This is a genomic window from Pseudomonas sp. MPB03 (assembly GCF_046605385.1).
Classification (GTDB): Bacteria; Pseudomonadota; Gammaproteobacteria; order Pseudomonadales; family Pseudomonadaceae; genus Aquipseudomonas; species Aquipseudomonas zanjanensis.
This window is the reverse complement of sequence record NZ_CP176770.1, coordinates 3,130,870-3,153,475: the sequence shown is the minus strand read 5'-3', so window position 1 is coordinate 3,153,475 and position 22,606 is coordinate 3,130,870. Positions and strand designations below refer to the sequence as shown.

19 protein-coding genes are annotated in these 22,606 nt (G+C 63.0%); 13 read left to right on the top strand and 6 right to left on the bottom strand.

The window, feature by feature from the left end:
• Window positions 1-77 precede the first annotated feature (77 nt).
• A complete protein-coding gene (gene gspH / locus ACLH0I_RS13960) occupies window positions 78-530 on the top strand; it encodes a type II secretion system minor pseudopilin GspH (protein ID WP_411387389.1) in 453 nt (150 codons plus the stop codon).
• Window positions 527-1,138 (top strand): type II secretion system protein J, encoded by a 612-nt coding sequence (locus ACLH0I_RS13955; RefSeq protein WP_411387388.1) that lies wholly within the window; start codon window positions 527-529, stop codon window positions 1,136-1,138. The genes gspH and ACLH0I_RS13955 overlap by 4 nt, the downstream gene beginning before the upstream one ends.
• A 214-nt stretch (window positions 1,139-1,352) precedes the next feature.
• Here ACLH0I_RS13955 and ACLH0I_RS13950 read toward each other — a convergent pair whose 3' ends face one another.
• The 3 genes from ACLH0I_RS13950 to ACLH0I_RS13940 are packed head-to-tail and all read right to left on the bottom strand — an operon-like array spanning window position 1,353 to window position 3,506.
• Entirely contained in the window at window positions 1,353-2,294 is a 942-nt protein-coding gene (locus tag ACLH0I_RS13950; protein ID WP_411387500.1) for a FecR family protein, read from the bottom strand.
• Window positions 2,295-2,331: 37 nt separating this feature from the next.
• Window positions 2,332-2,877: a sigma-70 family RNA polymerase sigma factor gene (locus tag ACLH0I_RS13945; protein ID WP_053119708.1), complete on the bottom strand. Its 546-nt coding sequence runs from the start codon at window positions 2,875-2,877 to the stop codon at window positions 2,332-2,334.
• Window positions 2,874-3,506, bottom strand: coding sequence for a secretin and TonB N-terminal domain-containing protein (locus ACLH0I_RS13940; protein WP_411387499.1), 633 nt, complete (start codon window positions 3,504-3,506; stop codon window positions 2,874-2,876). The genes ACLH0I_RS13945 and ACLH0I_RS13940 overlap by 4 nt, the downstream gene beginning before the upstream one ends.
• Window positions 3,507-3,711: 205 nt before the next feature.
• Between ACLH0I_RS13940 and ACLH0I_RS13935 the strand changes: the two genes are divergently transcribed.
• Window positions 3,712-4,053: a hypothetical protein gene (locus tag ACLH0I_RS13935; RefSeq protein WP_411387387.1), complete on the top strand. Its 342-nt coding sequence runs from the start codon at window positions 3,712-3,714 to the stop codon at window positions 4,051-4,053.
• Window positions 4,054-4,204: 151 nt separating this feature from the next.
• Here the strand turns inward: ACLH0I_RS13935 and ACLH0I_RS13930 are convergent, their stop codons facing one another.
• On the bottom strand, window positions 4,205-4,645 hold the full coding sequence (locus ACLH0I_RS13930) for a carboxymuconolactone decarboxylase family protein (protein ID WP_411387386.1): 441 nt from the start codon (window positions 4,643-4,645) through the stop codon (window positions 4,205-4,207).
• Between the two features lie 195 nt (window positions 4,646-4,840).
• On the opposite strand from ACLH0I_RS13930, the gene ACLH0I_RS13925 reads away from it, so the two are divergent.
• The 3 genes from ACLH0I_RS13925 (at window position 4,841) to ACLH0I_RS13915 (ending at window position 7,395) form a co-directional block, all read left to right on the top strand.
• Window positions 4,841-6,274: a PLP-dependent aminotransferase family protein gene (locus tag ACLH0I_RS13925; RefSeq protein WP_411387385.1), complete on the top strand. Its 1,434-nt coding sequence runs from the start codon at window positions 4,841-4,843 to the stop codon at window positions 6,272-6,274.
• A gap of 121 nt (window positions 6,275-6,395) precedes the next feature.
• Window positions 6,396-6,689, top strand: a complete 294-nt coding sequence (locus ACLH0I_RS13920) for a putative quinol monooxygenase (RefSeq protein WP_122566412.1) — start codon at window positions 6,396-6,398, stop codon at window positions 6,687-6,689.
• Between the two features lie 301 nt (window positions 6,690-6,990).
• Window positions 6,991-7,395: a cupin domain-containing protein gene (locus tag ACLH0I_RS13915; RefSeq protein ID WP_411387384.1), complete on the top strand. Its 405-nt coding sequence runs from the start codon at window positions 6,991-6,993 to the stop codon at window positions 7,393-7,395.
• Between the two features lie 190 nt (window positions 7,396-7,585).
• Here the strand turns inward: ACLH0I_RS13915 and ACLH0I_RS13910 are convergent, their stop codons facing one another.
• On the bottom strand, window positions 7,586-12,454 hold the full coding sequence (locus tag ACLH0I_RS13910; RefSeq protein WP_411387383.1) for an NAD-glutamate dehydrogenase: 4,869 nt from the start codon (window positions 12,452-12,454) through the stop codon (window positions 7,586-7,588).
• A 429-nt stretch (window positions 12,455-12,883) separates the two neighbouring features.
• Here ACLH0I_RS13910 and ACLH0I_RS13905 point away from each other — a divergent pair, with 429 nt between their 5' ends.
• On the top strand, window positions 12,884-13,237 hold the full coding sequence (locus tag ACLH0I_RS13905) for a hypothetical protein (protein ID WP_250965126.1): 354 nt from the start codon (window positions 12,884-12,886) through the stop codon (window positions 13,235-13,237).
• A gap of 207 nt (window positions 13,238-13,444) precedes the next feature.
• On the opposite strand, the gene ACLH0I_RS13900 is transcribed toward ACLH0I_RS13905, so the two are convergent.
• The gene (locus ACLH0I_RS13900; protein ID WP_411387382.1) at window positions 13,445-15,598 is read right to left on the bottom strand and encodes a WG repeat-containing protein; all 2,154 of its coding nucleotides are present in this window, start codon (window positions 15,596-15,598) and stop codon (window positions 13,445-13,447) included.
• A gap of 210 nt (window positions 15,599-15,808) precedes the next feature.
• Here ACLH0I_RS13900 and ACLH0I_RS13895 point away from each other — a divergent pair, with 210 nt between their 5' ends.
• The 6 genes from ACLH0I_RS13895 to ACLH0I_RS13870 all read left to right on the top strand — a co-directional run bounded on the left by ACLH0I_RS13895 (window position 15,809) and on the right by ACLH0I_RS13870 (window position 22,601).
• Window positions 15,809-16,834: a LacI family DNA-binding transcriptional regulator gene (locus tag ACLH0I_RS13895; RefSeq protein ID WP_353050737.1), complete on the top strand. Its 1,026-nt coding sequence runs from the start codon at window positions 15,809-15,811 to the stop codon at window positions 16,832-16,834.
• Between the two features lie 153 nt (window positions 16,835-16,987).
• Complete coding sequence (locus ACLH0I_RS13890) at window positions 16,988-17,770, top strand: sugar phosphate isomerase/epimerase family protein (RefSeq protein WP_411387381.1); 783 nt, start codon at window positions 16,988-16,990, stop codon at window positions 17,768-17,770.
• Window positions 17,763-18,743 carry a sugar kinase gene (locus tag ACLH0I_RS13885; RefSeq protein WP_250965129.1) on the top strand — a complete coding sequence of 327 codons (981 nt, stop codon included), beginning with the start codon at window positions 17,763-17,765 and terminating at the stop codon, window positions 18,741-18,743. Before ACLH0I_RS13890 ends, ACLH0I_RS13885 begins: the two co-directional genes overlap by 8 nt.
• 86 nt (window positions 18,744-18,829) lie before the next feature.
• Window positions 18,830-20,128: an MFS transporter gene (locus ACLH0I_RS13880; RefSeq protein ID WP_250965130.1), complete on the top strand. Its 1,299-nt coding sequence runs from the start codon at window positions 18,830-18,832 to the stop codon at window positions 20,126-20,128.
• A 15-nt stretch (window positions 20,129-20,143) separates the two neighbouring features.
• On the top strand, window positions 20,144-21,121 hold the full coding sequence (locus tag ACLH0I_RS13875; RefSeq protein ID WP_411387380.1) for an NAD(P)-dependent oxidoreductase: 978 nt from the start codon (window positions 20,144-20,146) through the stop codon (window positions 21,119-21,121).
• 520 nt (window positions 21,122-21,641) lie between these two features.
• Complete coding sequence (locus ACLH0I_RS13870) at window positions 21,642-22,601, top strand: AAA family ATPase (RefSeq protein ID WP_039589986.1); 960 nt, start codon at window positions 21,642-21,644, stop codon at window positions 22,599-22,601.
• Window positions 22,602-22,606: the final 5 nt, after the last annotated feature.

Genomic DNA, 22,606 nt, shown 5'->3' with positions numbered 1-22,606 from the left:
GCGGCAATTCTCTCCGTTTTATTTCACATCCTTATCATCTTCGCCGTGCAGGATGAGGCTCACGCAAAGGAGTGCCCATGAACCTCGGCAAGCAACGCGGTTTCACCCTGATCGAACTGATGGTCGTGCTGGTGATTGTCGGCATCGCCAGCGCCGCCGTAAGCCTGAGCATCAAGCCGGACCCGTTGAAATTGCTGCGCCAGGATGGCGAACGACTGGTGCAGCTGTTGCAACTGGCCCAGACCGAAGCCCGAACCGACGGGCGGCCGATTACCTGGCGCTGGGACGCCAAGGGCTTTGGCTTCAGTCGCCGCGCGGACCAAGGCACTGGGTCCGATCGCTTCGAGGATGACCCGCAACTGCGTCGACGGCGCTGGCAGAGCCCGTCGATGGAGGTTCGCGTGGAGCCCAGGCAGCGGGTCGTGTTGAATGCCGAATGGATCGGCGAGCCCTTGCAGATCCGTTTGTCGGACGGCCAGAACAGTCTCACCGTGCAACGCAGTGCCGCCGGGCGAGTGCAGCTCCAATGAGCGCGCGGGAGAGCGGCTTCACCTTGCTGGAAGTGATGGTGGCGATCCTGCTGATGGCGGTGGTCAGCCTGATCGCCTGGCGCGGGCTGGACAGCGTGACTCGGGCCGACAGCCATTTGCAGGCCAGCACCGAGCAGACCGAAGCGTTGCTGCGGGCCTTGAATCAACTGGAGCGCGACGTCGACCTGCGCGCCAGCATCGAGCTGAGTGAACCGGTCAAACCCGGCGTCGACGACGAGCCCTCCACCGCCCCTCCCGCCCTCACCGTGCGCAGCACCGAGGGCCGGGGCTTTCGCCTGGATGTGATCCGCGTGGCGGCGGCCCAGGAAGGCGAGTTGCAACGGGTGCGCTGGTGGCTCAAGGGCGACACGCTTTACCGCGCCCAAGGCCAGGCCCGAAATCGCTACCCCCTGCCCGCACCCGGCCCGGGCGTGGCGGTGCTCAGCGACGTCAGCGATGCCGGGCTGCGGTACTGGGACACGGAAAAAGGCTGGCGCAAACTCAGCGGCAACCGCCAGGAAAACCCTGCGGGCATCGAGATCAGCCTGACTCGCCAGACGCCTCAGGGGCCTGAAACCTATCGACAGGTGCTTGGACCGCTGGAGTAATTCGCAGGTGCACCGCCGAACCCTTGTGGGAGCGAGCCTGCTCGCGAAAGCGGCGGGTCAGTTGGTGATGATGTTGGATGTACCGGCCTCATCGCGAGCAAGCTCGCTCCCACATTTGATCTGTGTTGTGCCTAGAACTTGAGGTCACACCCGATAACCCTGTGGGAGCGAGCTTGCTCGCGATGAGGCCGGCCCAGGCACTGCGGGGCGGGGCTCAGCTCAGCACCACCACCCCACCCGGCAATTCGGTGCATTTGGCGCCGTAGGCATCGCGGATCAACAGCGCCACGCCCGCCAGTTGGTCGAGGCGAAAGCGTGCCTGGACCTTGCGCTGGCCCAGCTCGCGGTTGAGCAGCAGCAACATGCCGGGGCGATAGCGGTTGATTTCATCGATGACGCTGGCCAGGGTCGCATCGTTGAAAACCAAGACCTGCTCACGCCAGGCAACGGCCGCCGACACATCGGCACGCTCGGGAGTGCCCACCTGGCGCGGGTCGTAGGTCAACTGCATGCCCGGCTCCAAACGAAACCGCTGGCCTTGCACCTCGACCTGCACCACGCCCTCCAGGCAAGTCGCGCAGACGCTCTGGTCGGTGTAGCGGATGTTGAAGCGTGCCCGGGCGGCGCTGATCCAACCGGCGCCGGCCTGGACGCTGACCACCTGGGCACTGTGCCCCTGCACTTCAATCTCGCCACTGAGCAATTCCAACCCTTGCCCGCCATCGGCCAGCGAACGGTGACTGAGGCGAGTCTGGGTATTGAGTTCCAGGCTGACGCCCTCGGCCAGTTCCACCCGGCGCTGTTCGCCGACGTCGGTGACGTAGTCGGCCCCCAGCCCGGAGACACCGCCGGGCACCGTGGCGCGGATCAACAGGAATGCCGCCGATGCAGCGATTGCCCCACCCAACAACGCCCGCCGACCGAAATGCCGGGGCGCCTGCAATGCGGTGGCGGCGGGTTGCAGCCCCTGCCACAGTGCCTTGGCCTGCTCAAAAGCCCGCGCATGCTCGGGGCTTTGCCCGCACCATTGGCGCAAGGCCCTGGCATCGGCCACGGTGGCACGTCCCGAGGTCAGCAGGATCAGCCAATCTCGGGCCTCGCTGGCCAATCGGGCCTGGGGCGTGGCGTCAGGGGAAGCGATGCTGAAGATGTTCAAGCGCACACACACTCATGAAAGGGTCGGGTCTCTACTCTCAAGACGGTTTTCCCGCGCCGGGACCGAACCGCTGAATGACTTTTCTTTCCAGGCGCAGGGCGCAATGCCCCAGCGCCGCCTTGATTTCCTTCTCCACCATACGGGTGGAGATACCGAAGCGCTGGGAGATTTCCAAGTGCGGCGCTTCTTCCAGGCGGGCGGCGATGAAAATCCTGCGACGCCGCGCCGGCAGCTCGTACAAGGCCTTGAGCAACGTCTGCAACTCCTTCTGCCCACCCACCACCCGTGCCGGGTCCAACGCTTCATCCGAGACCTGCAGCAACTCCTCGATTTCATCCCCCGTGAGCAAGCGTGCATCGGCCTGCCGACGGTCAGCGGCAATGTTCAGGGCCATGCGATACAAATAGGCATTGGGCTGGGCGATGTCCGACGTGTCGACCATGCGATCGACCCGCAGGTAGGTTTCATGCAGCACATCGTTGGCCAGTTCCTCGGACCCCAGGCGCCGGCGCAAGCGCACCCGGAAATCCTCATAGGAGGTGAGGAACAGCTTCACCAACGGGCTGCGGCCGATGTCTTTCATCGCCCGGGCACCCCTTCCCCTGTTGTGCATTCCATGCTTCTTCCTGATGAGTCGGGTAACAAAAGCAGGGTCACCGGCTGGCGCAGCGAACTGGGCGCCGGGCGGTCGATCCTGAGGTTCTGCAAGCTATCGACCAGGGCCTTGTCCCGCATCAGGTCGCCCGTGGAACTGACCAGGCGGCTGTGCTGGACCACGCCGTCCCGGCCGATCCACATTTGCAGCACCGCCCGGAAACTGCCCGGGCGGGTCAACGGTGAACCACATAAATTGCGCTGTATGACCGTCTGGATGGCGGCTGCGTAGTTATTGTCACCCAAGCCCGGGGTAACGCCGGCAGGCAACGGCACCTCGCGGACCCGCACCGGCTGCAACGTAAACGCATCCGCCCGGGCATAATGCGCCGCCAGCCCGGTGCCGCTGAGCAACACCCGCAACCCTTCGGAAGGCGTGAACCGCCCCCGCACGCCCAACGTATGGCGCTGGTCCGATAGCTGCTGGTCAACCAGCACGGCCATGCCGGTAAAACGACTGAACTGTTCCAGCGCCGTGGTCAATTCCTGGGGCGCGATGTCCAGCTCTACCCAGTCGACTGCCTGGGCCGGCGCGCTCAGCAGACACAGCAACACCACCAGCCACCCCAAGGGCGCCCCGGTCAATCCACGTCCTCGTCCGCCCTCGGCTCTGCCCTGCTGCACGACTGACGTATCCGTTGAAAATCGTCATCCTGAGGGGTGTTTATGAATGTCGTATGACAACTGATACAAATCCTCCAGGCCGCACTAGACTGATGCCCTGACAACGAACCGTCTTGCATGGCGGACCAGGAGGTCGGTGATGAAACAGTGGATGAAAACGGCGGCAGGCCTCGGGCTGCTCATGGCCATGCCCTGGGCCCAGGGCGAAGAAGCCCCGGGCTGTATCGAGGTGACCGTCGGTGGCTACAAGACGCCCGACTACAACTGCCTGAGCCGGCAGATGGGTAATGACCCCGAGGCCGCAACCGCAGCGCAACGGGCCCAGGAGACCATGAACGTGCCGGTCAACGAACGCGCGCCGAACAGCGTCGGCCTGGCGACCCCGGCGGCCACGGGGGTGCGCATGGGCAATACGTTTGGCACCTCGGTCAAGCCCCAGCGGCCGCCAGTACCGGCCAACACCTCACCGCTACCCAAATAACGACACTGCTTTTTGTGGCGAGGGAGCTTGCTCCCGCTGGGCCGGTCCGACGCCTCGGGCGCAGCGGCCCAAGAATTTTGCGGTCGCTGCGCAACCGAGCGGGAGCAAGCTCCCTCGCCACAGGGATCACTTCAGAGCCTGATCCAGATAATCACCCCCCCGGACTCTGGCGAAAACTCACCGCCAGCCGATTCCAGCTGTTGATAGTGCTGATCGCCAGGGTCAGGTCCACCAGTTCCTCCTCGCTGAAGCAGGCCCGGGCCTGGGCGTAGACGTCGTCGGGGACTTGGCTTTGCGCCAACAGCGTCACCGCCTCGGTCCAGGCCAGGCCGGCGCGTTCGCGGGCCGTGAAGAAACCGCTGTCGCGCCATACCGCCACCGCGTAGAGCCGCCGTTCGGTCTCGCCCTGGCGTCGCGCCTCCACCGAATGCATGTCGGTGCAGAAGGCGCAGCCATTGACTTGCGAAGCGCGGATCTTGATCAGGTGCAGCAGCGCCGGTTCGATACTCAGGCGACTGGTCAGGGCTTCCAAGCCGATCATCGCGCGCATCGCCCCGGGGGAGGCAGTGTAGTAATCCAGACGCGGGCTCATGGCGGGCTCCGTGGCATTCGAGCGTCCCACGGTAGGCCCTGGGGTCGGTCAATGACAGGTCCAATTCGGCGAAAAAGCCGGAGACAAGTCCAATCGACGGGATTTTCCCCACGCAACTTCAACGCAATCGCACAATGCGGGTAATCTTGCGCTTTTGACGCTGGCCGCCGAACAATCGCCCAGGAGCTTGCGGGTATGGAACTTCATGTTGTCATCAACGGCCGCAAGGACCTGTCGGGCCAGTTGTATCAACAATTGCGCAGCGCCATCGAGAGCGGCCGCCTGGCCGCCGGCGCCCAACTGCCGCCCAGTCGCCTGCTGGCCGAGCAACTGGGTATTTCGCGCAAGACCGTTTCCGACACCTACGCCCAACTGACCTACGAAAACTTCCTCACTGGCATTATCGGCAAAGGCACCTACGTCAATGCGCGGCCGGCCAAAGTGGTACGCAAGCAAAGCCACCGCGAACTGGCCGGTGCCGATGTCGTCGAGGCCTGGCGCACCATGCCCGACCTGATGCGCCATCCCACCCTCGAAGGTGCGCTGCGCTACGACTTCATCGGTGGCGCTACCGGCAAGGGCCAGTTTCCGCTGGACGACTGGCGGCGCTGCACCGCCCACGCGCTGCGCCAGATCGCCAGCGCCAAGGGCTTCTACAGCCAGCCCGAAGGCCTGTCGGCGCTACGCAATGCCATTGCCCGGCATATCGCGTTTTCCCGCGGGGTCAATTGCCAGGACGAAGACGTCGTGGTGTGCAACGGCGCGCAGCAAGCCCTGGACTTGATCTCGCGGGTATTGACCCGTCCCGGCAGCCTGGTGGCCATGGAAGACCCCGGCTATCCGCCGGCGCGGTTGCTGTTCGGCTCCCAGGGCGCCACGGTGGCCGGGGTGCCGGTGGACGAACAAGGCCTGCGGGTGGACCTGATCCCCGACGGCACGCGGTTGATCTACGTGACACCCTCCCACCAATTTCCCCTGGGCATGCCCATGAGCCAGGCCCGTCGCGAGGCTTTGCTGGCGCGGGCCTATGAGTTGGGGGCGATCATTATCGAAGACGACTACGACAGCGAATTCCGCTACGAAGGTCGGCCCGCCGACTCGCTGCAAAGCCTGGATGAGCGCGGGATCGTGGCGTACGTCGGCACCTTTTCCAAGACCCTGTTGCCGGAGCTGCGACTCGGTTATGCGATCCTGCCACCGGCGATCCTTGAAGCCGTGATCCTGGCCAAGCGCCTCACCGACCAGCACACCTCCACCCTGCCCCAGTGGGCATTGGCGAAGTTCATCGCCGAAGGCTGCCTGCTCAAGCACATCCGCCGCTGCCACACCCTGTATGCAGGGCGCCGCGAGCGGATTCTGGCGCGCATGGCCGGGGACTTGTCGCCCTGGTTCGAGGCCGTGCCGACCACCGCGGGCTTTCATATGGCGGTGTTGTGCAAGGTGCCGATGGATCTGGCGCTGGTGATCGAGCTGGCGAGAAAAGCCGAGGTCGGGCTCTACAGCCTCGAGGGTTTTTTCAATGATGTGCCCGTACGACCGGGCCTGTTCTTCGGTTTCGGTGCGATCGAAACCCTGGACATCGATGTCGCCCTGGACCGTTTGCGCGACATTCTGCAGCAGGTGGCTTGAGAATTGGACTAGGCGTTTATCCGCCCATTGGCTGTTTGAGCCTTGGGCCGCCAGGCCTATCCTGCACGGGTGTCATTGATCGTGAATAACCACCGTCCGACTTGATTCAGGAGCCTGAACAATGTCTCGCCAAGTGATCAATACCGTGCAGGTGCAAGCCGCCGCCGGTCGCTCGGAAGAACTGGGCCGGCAATTGCAGCAAATCGTCGAGACCCTGCGCGCCCTGCCCGGCTGCGATGCCTACCTGGTCGACCGTTGCCCCGACGATGGCGACCGCTGGAACGTCAGCGCCCGCTGGCAATCGGAAGCGGCCATGCAAGCCCACTTCAACTGCCCGGAAGTGCAAGGTTTCATCAGCCTGATCGACAACCGCCTGGCTCGAAGCGTGGATTTCAATAGTTTTCCGATTGTTTGAGGCTGCGGTGCTATTCCCGCCAGGCACTTCACCTGTGGCGAGGGAGCTTGCTCCCGCTCGGCTGCGCAGCAGACGCAAGACTGTGATGGAACGCGCCGCCTGTTCTGGGGCGGCTTCGCCACCCAGCGGGAGCAAGCTCCCTCGCCACAAAAGCTCCATCGGCCAATGGCTTCATCGACCCAGCCAATTGGTCTACCCGCCTTCCGAAAGATTGGACGTTTGCTTGCCCCGCCTCGGGGCTTAGGGTGAGTCCATCGCCGCGACAGCGCGAAATCACTCGAAACCAAATAGGCCATCCCCCATGAAAACACTCTGTCTGCTCGCCGCCCTCAGCCTGCTGCCCATTACCCAGATCCATGCCCACGAAGCCGCGCCTTCGGAGAAGGTCACGGTGTTGCAGGAGCAAATGCTGAAAAATGTTCCAGGTAAAAAAGCCATGATGCTGACCGTCAACTACGCGCCAGGCCAAGCGTCCATCGCCCACAAGCACGAGGGCACGGCCATGGCCTATGTACTCGAAGGCGCCATCACTTCCCAGGTCAAGGGCGAGCCGGCGAAGACCTACAAAGCCGGGGAATTCTGGTATGAAGCGGCGGGTTCCGAACACCTGGTGTCGAGAAACGCCAGCGCGAGCCAACCGGCGAAGCTGCTGGTGTTCATGGTGATGGGCGAGGATGAGGCGGTGTTGATTCCGTTGAAAAACTAATCGACCACAGCACAGCAGTCCCCCCCTGTGGGAGCGAGCTTGCTCGCGATGGCGATATATCAGTCAAGTTCAATGTCGCTGACCCACCGCTATCGCGAGCAAGCTCGCTCCCACAGGGGCCCACAGTGGATCTTAAAAACAAAAAAAGCCCCGCATCTCTCAATGCGGGGCTTTTTCATTCAACGTCGGATCAGTTGGCCGTCACGACCGCCTGACCACTCATTGCCACGTCCAGCAGCTCGCGGTTGGCGACCGCGTACATGGCATAGTCGGTACCGCTGGCAGCACGGATGTCCACCAGCATGGCGCGCCAGCGCTCGACCATCTCGCGGTGCTGCTCCAGCCACAGTGCCAGGCGCGTTTCCACGTCCTGGGCGCCATCGCCCTCTTGCAGGACCGAGATGGTGATTGCCCGCTGTTGCCAGTCGACATCATCACGGAACGCTTCACGGGCCAGTGCCTGCCAGTTGTTTTCCACCGGCAGTGCGCTGATCTGTTGCAGGTACCAGGTGATGTCCAGGGCGCTGCCCACGGCGAAGTAAGCCTTGGCCACGTCGGCGGCGTTCTGACCGGTGACGTCGGCCGCCTCGATGATCGGCAGCAAGGTGTACAGGTGCGTCGTGCCGGCAACCATGCGCGCCAGCAGCTCCGGCACGCCGGCGGCCACGTAGGCCTGGTAGCGGGTCTGCCAGCCTTCGCGGGTCGGACCTTCCAGCAGTTCGTCGAGCTTGAGGCCCAACGCGGCCAGGTGCGGACCGAAGTGAGCGACGTCACGGGCAGCGTTCTGCTCGTTGCGGCGGCTGCGCAGGAACCAGCGCGTGGCGCGACGGCCCAGGCGCATCAGCTCGTCCATCAGCTCCAGTTGCACGTCGGCCGAGACCTGGTGGTCCAAGGCTTCGATCTGGCGGAACCAGTGCGGGAGATGGAAGATGTCCCGAACGATCACATAGGCACCGGCCACGTTCGCCGGGCTCATGCCCGTCGACTCTTTCAACCGCTGAACGAAGGTGATGCCCATGTGGTTGACCAGGTCGTTGGCGATCTGGGTGCTGACGATCTCGCGTTTCAGGCGATGGCGACGCATGGCTTCGGAGAACTTGCTCACCAGCGTTGGCGGGAAAGCCGTCTCCATGTCACGGGTCAGGTAGTCGTCGTCCGGCACCAGGGAGTTGAGCAGCGCTTCCTTGAGGTCGATCTTGCTGTAGGAGATCAGCACCGACAGTTCGGCACGGGTCAGGCCATGGCCCGCCGCGACACGTTCGGCCAGTTGCTCTTCCGTCGGCAGGAACTCGATGGCACGGTCCAGCTTGCCCCGGGCTTCCAGATCGTTCATCAGGCGCTTGTATTCGGCGATCCGCACGAAGGCGCGGCGTGCCGCCAGGGACAGGGCCTGGGTCTGCTTGTAGTTGTTGCCCAACACCAGGCCACCGACTTCGTCGGTCATGCTCGCCAGCAACTGGTTGCGTTGCTTGTCGGTCATGTCGCCGGCCTGCACCACTTCGTTGAGCAGGATCTTGATGTTCACTTCGTGGTCGGAGCAGTCCACGCCACCGGCGTTGTCGATGAAGTCGGTGTTGGAACCGCCGCCATTGAGGCCGAACTCGACGCGACCCAGTTGGGTCATGCCCAGGTTGCCGCCCTCGCCCACGACCTTGCAGCGCAGTTCGTTGCCGTTCACGCGCAGCGCGTCGTTGGCCTTGTCGCCGACATCGGCGTGGCTTTCGCTGCTGGCCTTGACGTAAGTACCGATACCGCCGTTCCACAACAGGTCCACCGGCGCCTTGAGCAAGGCGTTCAGCAATTCGGTCGGGGTCAGTTTGTCGGCCTTGATGTCGAAGCGCTCTTTCATCTGTGGCGAAATCGCGATGCTCTTCGCGCTACGCGAGAAGATACCGCCGCCTTCGGACATGATGCTGGCGTCGTAGTCGGTCCAGGCCGAACGCGGCAGGTCGAACAGGCGCTTGCGCTCGGCAAAGCTGCTGGCCGGCTCCGGGTTCGGGTCGATGAAGATGTGCAGGTGGTTGAAGGCCGCGACCAGTTGCAGCTTGTCGGACATCAACAAGCCGTTGCCGAACACGTCGCCGGCCATGTCGCCGACGCCCACCACGGTGATGCTGTCTTCCTGGACGTTGATGCCGCGCTCGCGGAAGTGACGTTGCACGCCGACCCACGCGCCCTTGGCGGTGATGCCCATTTTCTTGTGGTCGTAGCCGGCCGAACCGCCGGAGGCGAACGCATCGCCGAGCCAGAAGCCGTAGTCGATGGCGATGCCGTTGGCGATGTCGGAGAAGGTCGCAGTGCCCTTGTCCGCCGCCACCACCAGGTACGGGTCATCGTCGTCATGGCGCACGACGTTGGCCGGCGGTACCAGCGCGCCGTCCTTGAGGTTGTCGGTGATGTCCAACAGGCCGGAGATGAAGATGCGGTAGCAGGCGATGCCCTCGGCCGCGATCTCGTCCCGGCTGCCGCCCAGGGGCAGGCGACGCGGCAGGAAGCCGCCCTTGGCGCCCACCGGCACGATCACCGAGTTCTTCACTTGCTGGGCTTTTACCAGGCCCAGCACTTCGGTGCGGTAGTCTTCTTCACGATCGGACCAGCGCAGGCCACCGCGGGCGACGTTGCCGAAGCGCAGGTGCACGCCTTCGACCCGTGGCGAGTAGACGAAGATTTCGAACTTCGGCACCGGCTTCGGCAGTTCCGGGATCAAGTGCGGGTTGAACTTGAAGCTGAAGTAGGACTTGTTCTGGCCGTTGGCGTCGGTCTGGTAGAAGTTGGTCCGCAGGGTCGCCTTGATCAGGTCCAGGTAACGACGCAGGATGCGGTCTTCGTTGAGTACCTGCACCTCGTCGAGGGCCGAGAGAATCGCTTGCTCCAGGCGCAGCTGCTTGTCTTCCAGGTCGTCGCCGCTGAGCTTGCGCGCCAGGTAGAAGCGGGTCTTGAACAACCGGGTCAACTCGCGCGCGATGTCGGTGTGGTTATTCAGGGTGCTGGCGATGTAACCCAGGTCGAAGCCCAGGCGGATCTGCTTCAGGTAACGGGCGTAGGCACGCAGCAATGCCACGTCGCGCCATGGCAGGCCGGCGGTCAGCACCAGGCGGTTGAACGCATCGTTCTCGGCATCGCCACGCACGATGTGGACGAAGGCGTCCTGCAAGGTGTCGTTGAGTTGCTGGATGTCGAGGTCCAGGCCTTCGGCGGCGGTGAAGGCGAAATCATGAATCCAGAATTCGCGGCCGTTGGTGTGGCGCAGGCGGTACGGGAATTCACCCAGCACGCGCAGGCCGAGGTTTTCCAGGATCGGCAGCACGTCGGACAGCGCCAGCGGCGTGTCGGCGTGATACAGCTTGCAGTGCAGCTCGCGCTGGCCGGAAACCTGGCCCAGCGGCTGGTAGAAGCTCATCACCAGCGGATTCTTTTCGTTCAGGCTCAGCAGGTGCTGCATGTCGACCACGGCCGAGTGCGCGGCAAAGCGCTCGCGGTAGCCGGCCGGGAAGCCTTTCGGGAAGTCCGACAGCACGTTGGTGCCCTGGGCTTCGCCGAAACTCTCGATGACCAGGCTGGCGTAGTCGTCCTTCCAGCTGCGGCAGGCCTGCACGACTTCTTTTTCCAGCAGCAACGGGTCGATGTCGATGCGGTTTTTCGGGTCCACCCGCAGGATCAGCTGTACGCGAGCCAGTACGGACTCGGAGAAGAAGGTCCAGAACTCGCAGTCCGAGGCCTTCAGGCGATCCATCAGCACTTGCTGGATCTTCTGGCGCACTTCGGTGGAGTAGATATCACGCGGCACGTAGGCCAGGCAGTAGCAGAAACGGCCGTACGGGTCTTTGCGCAGGAACACACGGATCTTGTTGCGTTCCTGGATCTGCACGATGGACATGACGGTGCTGAACAGCTCGTCCACCGGGGTCTGGAACAGGTCGTCACGGGGCAGCACTTCGACCACCTGGGCCAGTTCCTTGCCCAGGTGCGCCTTGGCCTGGAAGCCCGAGCGACGCTCGATTTCCGCGACCTTGCGGCGGATGTACGGGATGACCCGCACGCTCTCGCCATACACCGAAGAGGTGTACAGGCCCATGAAGCGGCATTCCTTGATGACCTTGCCGTTGGCGTCGATCTCACGGATCGACACGTAGTCGGGGTAGGCCGGACGGTGCACGCGGCTCGGGTGCGCGGCCTTGGCGAACGACAGCGGCGTCGGTTCGCGCAGGTAATTGACGGCGTAGTCTTCGATGCGCAGGTCTTCGGCGGTCAGGCCGGCGCGCAGCAACTTGGTCAGGCCGAGGAACGAATCGGGGTTGTACTCGATGTGGCCGCCATCGGCCTCGTCGCGCACCACGAACTCTTCGTAGCCCAGGAAGGTGAAGTGGTTACCCACCAGCCATTCCAGGAAGCTCTTGATCTCGCTCTTTTCATCAGCGTCGATGGCGTAGGCGCTGCTGTCCAGGCTGTCGAGGATTTCCTGGACCTTGGCTTTCATCGGTTCGAAATCGGCCACGGCCACGCGCACTTCGCCCAGCACTTGCTCAAGCTCCTTGCTCAGGACGTTGAGTTCGGCGGCGTTGGCGCAGCGGTCGATTTCCAGGTACATCAGCGACTCTTGCAGCACGTCGTCGCCCTGGGTGCCCTTCGGCAGGATCTCCAGCAACTCGCCCTTGCTGCCGCGACGCACGCTCAGGACGGTGGTTTGCAGGGTATGGATGCTGTAGCCGCGACGGTTCAGCTCGGTGCGGACCGAGTCCACCAGGAACGGCAGGTCGTGGTGCAACACTTCCACGGCCGTGTGGGTCGACTGCCAGCCGTGGCGTTCGTAATCGGGGTTGTAGACGCGCACCTGCGGTTGCGTGTGGTCGAAGCGCTCAAGCAGGCGCCAGGCAGACAGGGTGCAGCCGGCGAGGTCGGACAACCGGCGCTGGGTAAGTTCGTCGAGGGAAATGATGCCGAAGAATTGTTCAGCGAACAGCGCCACTTGTGGCAGTGCCTGTTCACTGATGTGCTGCGCCAGTGCCGCTTGCAGTTGGTGCTGGAAGTCGGCTTTGCTGGCTGCGGTGAAGAACGCCATCTGTGGTACTCCGCTTGGGCTTGTTATTGATGGTAGCGTCGCGTGCAACCCCTTTCGGGGCCGTCGGCCATCCCGTTCCTGATTCTCGGGCAGAGGAAACAGGATGACAGGTGGGTGAAGCTGGACAGGACCGGCAGGTCACATCCTTTTCCATGTAATTTCATGTCATGGACACCTGCAAAAATCACCCCGGGGTGGACTTTGCAGGTGCACATCCGTTGCGCAGCTTAACGAGTGCGACATCCTGCCTGCTTGCAGCGCTGCGACATATTCGGTCATCGGCTCGCTAAACAGCCGGTGCGCACCGAACAACCCTAGCAGGCTGGGGACCAAACGGCACCCCGAGGCGGTAAACCAGCAGAAAATCCTTCAGGCTGGCAAAATCCACTTTTTGCACCCCGCCGGTGCACTCGATCCTGGAGCATCACCATGCAAATGACCACCGCCCTTCTGATCGCCAACCCGTGCGACGACGAAGAAGACAACATGGCCATGCTCTGCTGCCACAGCGCCCAGGGCGAAATGTTCCTGATGACGCGCTACCCCGACGAAGACGAACTGGAAATCACCCTGGATGGAGAGCCTTCGACCCTGGACGGCGTCAAGGTCACCCTCAGCCCGACCCGCTTGCTGATTGAGATTGCCACGGCGGATGCCGATGCGTTGAATGGCGACGATGTGCTGGAGATCATCCACGACACCGATGCGGCGGACCTGGCGGAAGTGGAACTGACGTTGCAGAACATTCTCAAGGGGACGGGGACCTATATAAGCCAACTCTGAGATCCGGACACGAACACGCTCCTGTGGCATCAGCCAACCCTGGTCCCAAAGGCACCCCGTGGCGAGGGAGCTTGCTCCCGCTGGGTTGCGCAGCAACCCCAAAACCAGGCGCCGCGATGTAATGGGCAAGTGGCATAGGCCGCCTTGCGACTGCTGCGCAGTCGAGCGGGAGCAAGCTCCCTCGCCACGGGGTCAGTGAATTCGCCGTTATTTGTCGTTCTGCACCAGATTGCCATCGGCGTCATAAACCAGGTACTCGTCATCGTTCTTCGGATCCCTCACGTAGTAACGGGCCTCATTGCCGTTATCCGGCACCTTCATGCTGGTGTAGGACCCCAGCGCCTTGATCACCTTGTTGTCCTGACTGATCAAGACCAGCGAGGAGCCCCCACCCGCCCGGATCGCCGCTGCATAACGGGTCTGGAACGCGTTGATCTGCTGGTAATCCAGTGGTACTTGCAACCGGCCCGCCAAGTCGATGGCACCGTAGCTGTCATCGCGCCCGACCACCGCCATGCCGTTGGAAAACGGCGTCACTTCGTCATAAGGCAACTTGATCGGTAGTCGCGCGCCCTGGCGATCGATAAAAGCGAACTTCTTGCTTTTGGTGTCCTGCACCAACAGCGGCTGCTGCCCCACAAACCGGCCTACCACGTTGTAGCCCGGAAGGTTGATCCGTTTGCCTTCCAGGTCGAAAACATCCTCACGACTTCGATCGGCGGAGCTGGCGTAGAGCAGACCCGCGCTGTGCTCGATGCCCGAGAATTGCGTCGGCAGGATCTCCTTGCCGTCCAGGGTATAAGCGCCGTACAGGCCTTCCATGAGATCAGTTCGCTTGCCGAGACGGGCGATGAACAGGTTATCGGTCACGGTGGGGTTGACGAATTTCATCGGTAACACAAACCGATGATGCCTGGCATCGTAGAGCCCATAAGGGCCGTTGGTTTCACGCTCCACCAACAGCAGGCCATTGCTCAGCGCCTCGGTGATGTGTTCGAACGGCAGGTCGACGAGCTTGTTGCTACCGGCGGGGAAATAGGCGAGCTGGCTGCGCAACGCCTGCCACTCCGATTCCGGGTCGCTGGACTTCTCCGGGTAAAACAAGGTGTAGGTATCGGCCACCGGGCTGTCTTGCACCTGCACCCAACGGGGCTTGATCAACCACTGGCCAGCCTGGTCGATGAAGCCATAGCGCTCGGCCTTGCGGTCCAGGGCGATGTACCGCGCTTGGGCTGCCAGGACGTTGTCGACCTGGGTGAACTCAATGCTGTTGTCTTCCATCGGATCGAGTACATGGATGACGATGCGTTGCGGGGTGGCCTCGAATTGGTAGTCGACCTCGGTGTTTTGCAGCGGCCCCGCCTGAGCGACCAGCGCCTCGGTCACGCGTTCCAACCGCTGTTGCACCGCCTGGCCGCTCTTGATCTGATCGAGGTCGTCCTTGGTCTGCAGCAGCGCTTTGTAATAGTCCTGCAACGCCGCGATATCGCCCTCGGAGGGGAACGCCCGGGAGCTGTTCCCGTTGCTGTAGAGCGCCCTGCCCTCATCGTCCAGCCCTTGCACCACGAAGGTCGACAATTTCAGCGTACTCAAGCGCACGGAAGCGCTGCCATCACCCAGGGCCGTGAGCTGGAAGGACTGGCCGTCGTCCAGGGTCACTTTCGGCTGATCCTTGTCCAGCACCACTTTCCTGAACGCCGGATAGCTGCGGTAAGCGACTGTCAAGCCGAGACTCGCCAGCGGTTTGTTCACCGCAAGTGCGAAGGCGTCATGGGATGCGATCATGTCGTCGGACTCGACCTTGGGTGGCGCCTTGAGCTCGTCGAAGGTTTTTTCGCTGCCATCGCGAAAAACCAAGCGCTGCGGCAGATACTGCTCGGCCGTCGGCTCATCCGGCATGGCGGCGCGCTTCCAGAGTGGATCAAGCGTGCTGGTATCGAGCCGCACCTCGGAACCATCGGCAAATAGCCTCTGGGCAAAACGCAGGCCTTGGATCGACGCCAATTCAGCTTTCAGCTGCGCGCTGGTGAACGGGACAAACAGCGACTCGTATTGCAACGGCTGCTCGCCGACGGATTCGGTCGTCTCGACAGTCAGGCTCAATTGCACGTCGCTGACCCGCTCCAGGGACCTGAGGGTCTCACCGGTGTCCTGGATCAAATAATTGAGGCGCTTCTCCACCTCCGGCAGTGCCAGCGTGCCGATGTCTTCCATGCCGCCTTCGTTCAATTGCTCGGCGGCGAAGCCTTCATCGGCTGGCGCGCCGCTGTGGCGAAACAGGATGTAGGACGCGCAGCCCACCACCAACAAGGTCACACTCAGTATCAACAGCAATCTCAAACGAGGCTGGGTAAAGTTCATGGTGGTTTCGGCAGTCAAGGGGCTGGGAGAGGCAGGCAGCTAACCACACGGCCTGGCGCGCTGCAAATTGACTGGGTGGTTCGGCGCCCCTGATGCGAACCACCATCGGTCGTGCTGCTGACACGTCACCCTTGACGACCGATTGGGTTCTAGTGTTTCCTGAAACCGGTTTCAGAACCGCTAATAAATCCAATAAGCAGGTTTCTATCCGTGAATTCTTTCTCCGCCGCCCAGCGCAACCGCGTGACCATGCTCGACGTCGCCGAACGCGCCGGAGTCTCCAAGGCCAGTGTCTCGCGTTTCATCGGCGAAGACCGTGCCCTGCTCTCCGAGGCCATCGCCCGGCGCATCGACCAGGCCATCAGTGAGTTGGGCTACCGGCCGAACCAGATGGCCCGCGGCCTCAAGCGCGGGCGCACACGCCTGATCGGCATGCTGGTGGCCGATATCCGCAACCCTTATTCGATTGCCGTGATGCATGGCGTGGAAACCGCCTGTCGTCGCCATGGCTATAGCCTGGTGGTGTGCAACACCGACCGCGATGACGAGCAGGAACGCCAGCACCTGGCGCTGTTGCGCGCCTACAACATCGAAGGGCTGATCGTAAACACGCTGGGTCACCACCGTGACGAATTGTTCGAATTGCGCAGCGAAATGCCTCTGGTGCTGGTGGATCGCAAGGTCGATCGGCTCGACAGCGACCTGGTCGGACTGGACAACCCGGCGGCCATCGAAATGGCCCTCGATCACCTCGAGCAACGGGGCTACCGCGATCTGTTGCTGGTGACCGAGCCGTTCGACGGCACCAGCTCGCGAATCGAGCGGGTCGAGAGTTTCAAGGCCGGCATCCACCAACGGCCTGCCCTGGCCGGCTCTGTGGTGGAGACCTGTGACCAATTGACCACGCGCATCAAGACCTTTCTTGCCCAGCCGGGCCCTGGCCCCAAGGCGTTGTTCTGCGCCAATGGCATTGCCGCCCTGGCCGCCACGACGGTGTTGCGCGAGCTGGGTTGCCACTTATTCGACGACGTCGGCCTGATCGCCCTCGATGACCTGGATTGGTACCCGCTGGTCGGCAGCGGCATCACGGCCCTGGCCCAACCGACAGCGGAGATCGGCGCCAGCGCGTTCGAATGCCTGCTCAAGCGCTTGCGTGGGGACAACGGGCCGGTGCGGACCCTGGATTTTGCGGCGCGGTTGATTGAGCGGGGGTCGACGCTTGGGGTTTCTCGGTGATCGGGCCGGCCTCATCGCGAGCAAGCTCGCTCCCACAGGGGGTCTTCAGTGCGTCACAGATCCCGTGTGGGAGCGAGCTTGCTCGCGATGAGCCCTGAAGCACACCCCCTTTTTTTGAACAAAACTGAAACCGGTTTCAGAGGAACAGCCACCATGCACACCCCACCCGTTTCCATCAGTCTTTCCAGCTACGGCGCCGACCTGGTCCGGCAGCATGGCCAGGGCAATTTCATTGAGCTGCTGGCCGCCGCCGGAGCTTCGCGCATCGAATGGCGCGAAGAATTGCTCACCACCGAACAACCTTCGGAACTGGCCGCTGCTGCCCGGGCCCGGGGGCTGCAAAGTATTTTCTCGTCGCCACTGGAGCTGTGGCTCGCTGGCCAGTCCAGGCCCAACCCCGACTTGGCGCTGGCGCTGCAACGTGGCGAGGCGTTCGGTTCGACCTGGCTGAAAGTTTCCCTCGGTCACTTCACCGACGCCAATGACCTGTCGGCACTGGCCCAGGTGCTCGCCGCAAGCCCGGTGCAGTTACTGGTGGAAAACGACCAGACCTTGTACGGCGGGCGGATCGAGCCGTTGCAACGGTTCTTCACCGCCGCCGAATACCAAGGGTTGCCCGTTGCCATGACCTTCGACATTGGCAATTGGCAGTGGCAGGACCAATCGGCCGCCGTGGCCGCCCGACAACTCGGACGGTATGTGGCCTATGTGCATTGCAAGGCCGTGGCCCGGCGCGCCGACGGCAAACTCGTCGCCGCGCCTCCAGCCATGACCGACCTGCACCTGTGGGAACAACTGCTCAAGCACATGCCCGCCGGCGTAATGCGCGCCGCCGAGTATCCGTTGCAAGGCGATGACTTGCTGCAATTGACCACCCGCCATGTCGCCACCCTGTCCGGTCTTGGGCAATCGCGCCGGGAGCCTGTCCATGTCTGAATTCGATGTGTTGTCGTTCGGTGAAACCATGGCGATGCTGGTGGCTGACCAGCGCGGTGACCTGGCCAGCGTCGAGCAGTTCCACAAGCGCATCGCCGGGGCCGACAGCAACGTGGCCATCGGGCTGTCACGGCTGGGCTTCAAGGTGGCGTGGCTGAGCCGGGTCGGCGCCGACTCCCTGGGACGCTTCGTGACGCAGACGCTGGAGAACGAAGGCCTGGATTGTCGCCACGTGGCGGTCGACCCGGAGCACCCCACCGGCTTCCAGTTCAAATCCCGCACCGTCGATGGCAGCGACCCGCAAGTCGAGTATTTCCGCCGCAGTTCGGCGGCCAGTCATCTGTCGATCGACTCCATCGCCCCGGCGTTGCTTGACGCCCGCCACGTGCACGCCACGGGCATCGTCCCGGCGCTGTCGGACATGGCCCGCGAGATGTCCTTTGAGTTGATGACCCGCATGCGCGAGGCCGGCCGCAGCCTGTCGTTCGACCCCAACCTGAGGCCGAGCCTGTGGCGCAGCGAGTCGATGATGGTCACTGAAATCAATCGCCTCGCCGCCCTCGCCCACTGGGTCTTGCCGGGACTCGGCGAAGGCCGGCTGCTGACGGGTTTCGACGATCCGGCTGACATCGCCGCGTTCTACCTGGACCAAGGCGCCGAAATCGTCGTGATCAAGCTCGGCGCGGACGGTGCCTATTACCGCACGCCGCTGGACGAAGGCGTCATCGCCGGCGTGCCCGTGGCCCAGGTGGTCGACACCGTGGGCGCCGGGGATGGCTTCGCCGTCGGCCTGATCAGCGCATTGCTCGAAGGCCAGGCCATCACCGCGGCCGTGCAACGCGCCAACTGGATTGGCAGCCGCGCGGTGCAGAGCCGTGGGGACATGGAAGGGTTACCGACGCGCCTTGAGCTATTGGCCGAATTTGAAACCGTCGATCGCGAGCAAGCTCGCTCCCACAAGGGATCAAGTTAACCCCTGTGGGAGCGAGCTTGCTCGCGATCGAGGACACCGCAAAACGCACCTGCTGCATAAAAACAACAAGCTCAGGAGTCAACGACATGCAAACGCCCAACCTCGCCACCCGCCGCTGGTGGTACATCATGCCCATCGTCTTCATCACCTACAGCCTGGCCTACCTGGACCGGGCCAACTATGGCTTCGCCGCCGCCTCGGGCATGGCCGAGGACCTGATGATCACCCCAGGACTGTCGTCGCTGCTGGGCGCGCTGTTCTTCCTCGGCTACTTTTTCTTCCAGGTCCCGGGGGCGATCTACGCGCAAAAGCACAGCGTGAAGAAGCTGATCTTCGTCAGCCTGATCCTCTGGGGTTCGCTGGCCACCCTGACCGGCGTCGTCTCCAATGCCTACTGGCTGATCGTGATCCGCTTCATGCTCGGGGTGGTCGAGGCCGCCGTGATGCCGGCGATGCTGGTGTACCTGTGCCACTGGTTCACCCGGGCCGAACGTTCGCGGGCCAATACCTTCCTGATCCTCGGTAACCCGGTGACCATGCTGTGGATGTCGGTGGTATCGGGTTACTTGGTACAGCAATTCGACTGGCGCTGGATGTTCATCATCGAAGGTTTGCCGGCGGTGCTCTGGGCCTTTGTCTGGTGGCGCCTGGCCGATGATCGCCCGGCCCAGGCCAAGTGGCTCAGCGACCAGGAAAAACACGATCTGGAAAGTGCCTTGGCGGCCGAACAGGTCGGCATCAAGGCGGTGAAGAACTACGCCGAAGCCTTCCGCTCGCCCAAAGTCATCATCCTGGCGTTGCAGTTCTTCTGCTGGAGCATCGGCGTCTACGGGTTTGTGCTGTGGTTGCCGTCGATCCTCAAGGCCGGCCTGCAGATGAACATGGTCGAGGCCGGCTGGCTGTCGTCCTTGCCATACCTGGCAGCAGTGATCGGCATGCTGGTGGTGTCCTGGGCGTCGGACAAGGCGCAGAAGCGCAAGCGTTTTGTCTGGCCGCCGCTGCTGATCGCCTCCATCGCGTTCTACGCCTCCTACCTGCTGGGGGCCGAGCATTTCTGGTGGTCCTATGGCTTGCTGGTGATCGCCGGCGCGTGCATGTATGCACCGTACGGGCCGTTCTTCGCCATCGTTCCGGAAATTCTCCCGGCCAATGTCGCCGGCGGTGCCATGGCCTTGATCAACAGTATGGGCGCGCTGGGTTCCTTCGGCGGCTCGTACCTGGTGGGCTACCTCAACGGCACCACCGGCTCCCCTGGCATGTCCTTCCTGCTGATGAGCGGTGCGTTGCTGCTGTCGGTGGTACTGACCCTCGCCCTCAAGCCCGGCGCCAGCGACCGGACCGTATCCCACCCCGCGACGCCCAACCCGGCGCCCGCCCGTTCCTGAATCGAGACCCATCCCATGAAAAAGCACGTGGTGTTGTACAAGAAACTGTCAGCGCAACTGATGGAACGCCTGCAAGCCCAGGCCCAAGTCACGCTCATCGAACGCCTCGACGCCCAGGGCCTGGCGCAACTGCGCGCCGCCCTCCCCACGGCCCACGGCCTGCTGGGCGCCAGCCTCAAGCTGGATGCGGCGCTGCTGGACCTGGCGCCGAACCTGCAAGCCATTGCCAGCGTTTCGGTGGGGGTCGACAACTATGACATCGACTACCTGACCGAACGCCGGATCCTGCTCAGCAACACGCCGGACGTGCTGACCGAAACCACTGCCGACACCGGGTTTGCCTTGATCCTGGCAACCGCTCGCCGCGTGGTCGAACTGGCCAACCTGGTCCGTGCCGGCCAATGGCGGGAAAGCATCGGACCGCGGCATTTCGGGAGCGATGTCCATGGCAAGACCCTGGGCATCATCGGCATGGGACGCATAGGCGAAGCCCTGGCCCAACGCGGGCATTTCGGCTTCGGCATGCCGGTGCTCTACCACAGCCATTCGCCCAAGCCTGCGGTCGAGCAACGGTTCGGCGCACGTTATTGCAGCCTCGAAACGCTGTTGCAACAGGCGGACTTCATCTGCCTGACCTTGCCGCTCACGGCCGAAACCCAGGGGCTGATCGGCGCCCAGGCGTTCGCGCAGATGCGCCCCGAGAGCATCTTCATCAATATCTCCCGGGGCAAAGTGGTGGATGAAGCGGCGTTGATCGAGGCCCTGCGCAACCGGCAGATCCGTGGCGCCGGGCTGGATGTGTTCGAGCGCGAACCCTTGAATGCCGATTCGCCGTTGTTACAGATGGACAACGTGGTAGCGACGCCGCACATGGGCTCGGCCACCCATGAGACCCGGGAAGCGATGGCGCGTTGTGCGGTGGAGAACCTGCTGGCGGCGTTGGCGGGGGAACGGCCGGTGAATCTGGTGAATGCAGGGGCATGGAAGAGCTGAGTCATTCACCGCCAACTCCTGTGGGAGCCGAGCTTGCTCGCGATAGCGGTGGGTCAGGCTGCATTGAGGTTGAATGTGCCGCCGTCATCGCGAGCAAGCTCGCTCCCACACTGGATCTGTGGTGTTCCCAGCTCCTGCGTCCACCGCCAATCCCTGTGGGAGCCGAGCTTGCTCGCGATAGCGGTGGGTCAGGCTGCATTGAGGTTGAATGTGCCGCCGTCATCGCGAGCAAGCTCGGCTCCCACACTGGATCCGTGGCGTTCCTTGATCCTGCGTCCACCGCCAATCCCCCTGTGGGAGCGAGCTTGCTCGCGAAGGCGGTGGGTCAGCCGACGAAAATGTTGCCTGGCACTACGTCTTCGCGAGCAAGCCCGCTCCCACAACGACTCCAAACCGATCACAAATCCACACACCAGACAAAATCCCGTTAGTCGCCACCCCCTGCCATGCATTAAAGTAACGCCCCCAGCCCCGGCGTTATCCGAACGCCTGGGGCCACCCTTTCCAGGAACAGTCACCGATGGAACATCGTGAAGCGCTGCTGGCGCTGCGAACCTTTCTTTCAACGCAGATCCTCGGCCAGGAAAAACTCATCGAGCGCCTGCTCATCGCCCTGCTCGCCGACGGCCATATGCTGGTGGAAGGCGCGCCTGGACTGGCCAAGACCAAGGCCATCAAAGAGCTGGCCGAGGGCATCGAAGCGCAGTTCCATCGTATCCAGTTCACCCCTGACCTACTGCCCGCCGACATCACCGGCACCGAAATCTACCGGCCGGAAACCGGCAGTTTCGTGTTCCAGCAAGGGCCGATCTTCCATAACCTGGTACTGGCGGATGAAATCAACCGCGCCCCGGCCAAGGTCCAGTCGGCCCTGCTCGAAGCCATGGCCGAGCGTCAGGTCAGTGTCGGGCGCAGCACCTATGAGCTGTCGCCACTGTTCCTGGTGATGGCCACGCAGAACCCGATCGAGCAGGAAGGCACCTACCCGTTGCCCGAAGCCCAACTCGACCGGTTCCTGATGCACGTCAAGATCGGTTTTCCCGATGCCGCCGTGGAACGCCGCATTCTCCAGCAGGCCCGGGGTGAAGCGTTGAATGGCGAGACCAAGCCCGAACGTCGCGTGAGCCAGCAGGCGATCTTCTCCGCGCGCAAGGAAATCCTCGGCTTGTACATGGCCGACGCCGTGGAGGAATACCTGGTGCAACTGATCATGGCCACCCGCAACCCCGCGAAGTTCGACCCGGAGATGGCCGAGTGGATCGCCTACGGCGCCAGCCCGCGGGGTTCCATCGCCCTCGACCGCTGTGCCCGTGCCCATGCCTGGCTGGCCGGACGCGACTTTGTCAGCCCGGAAGATATCCAGGCCGTGCTGTTCGACGTGCTGCGCCATCGCATCATCCTGTCGTTCGAAGCCGAGGCCGCCGGCATTGACCAGGATCGGGTCGTGCAGCGGATTCTCGACGTCGTCGCTGTCGCTTGAGCATG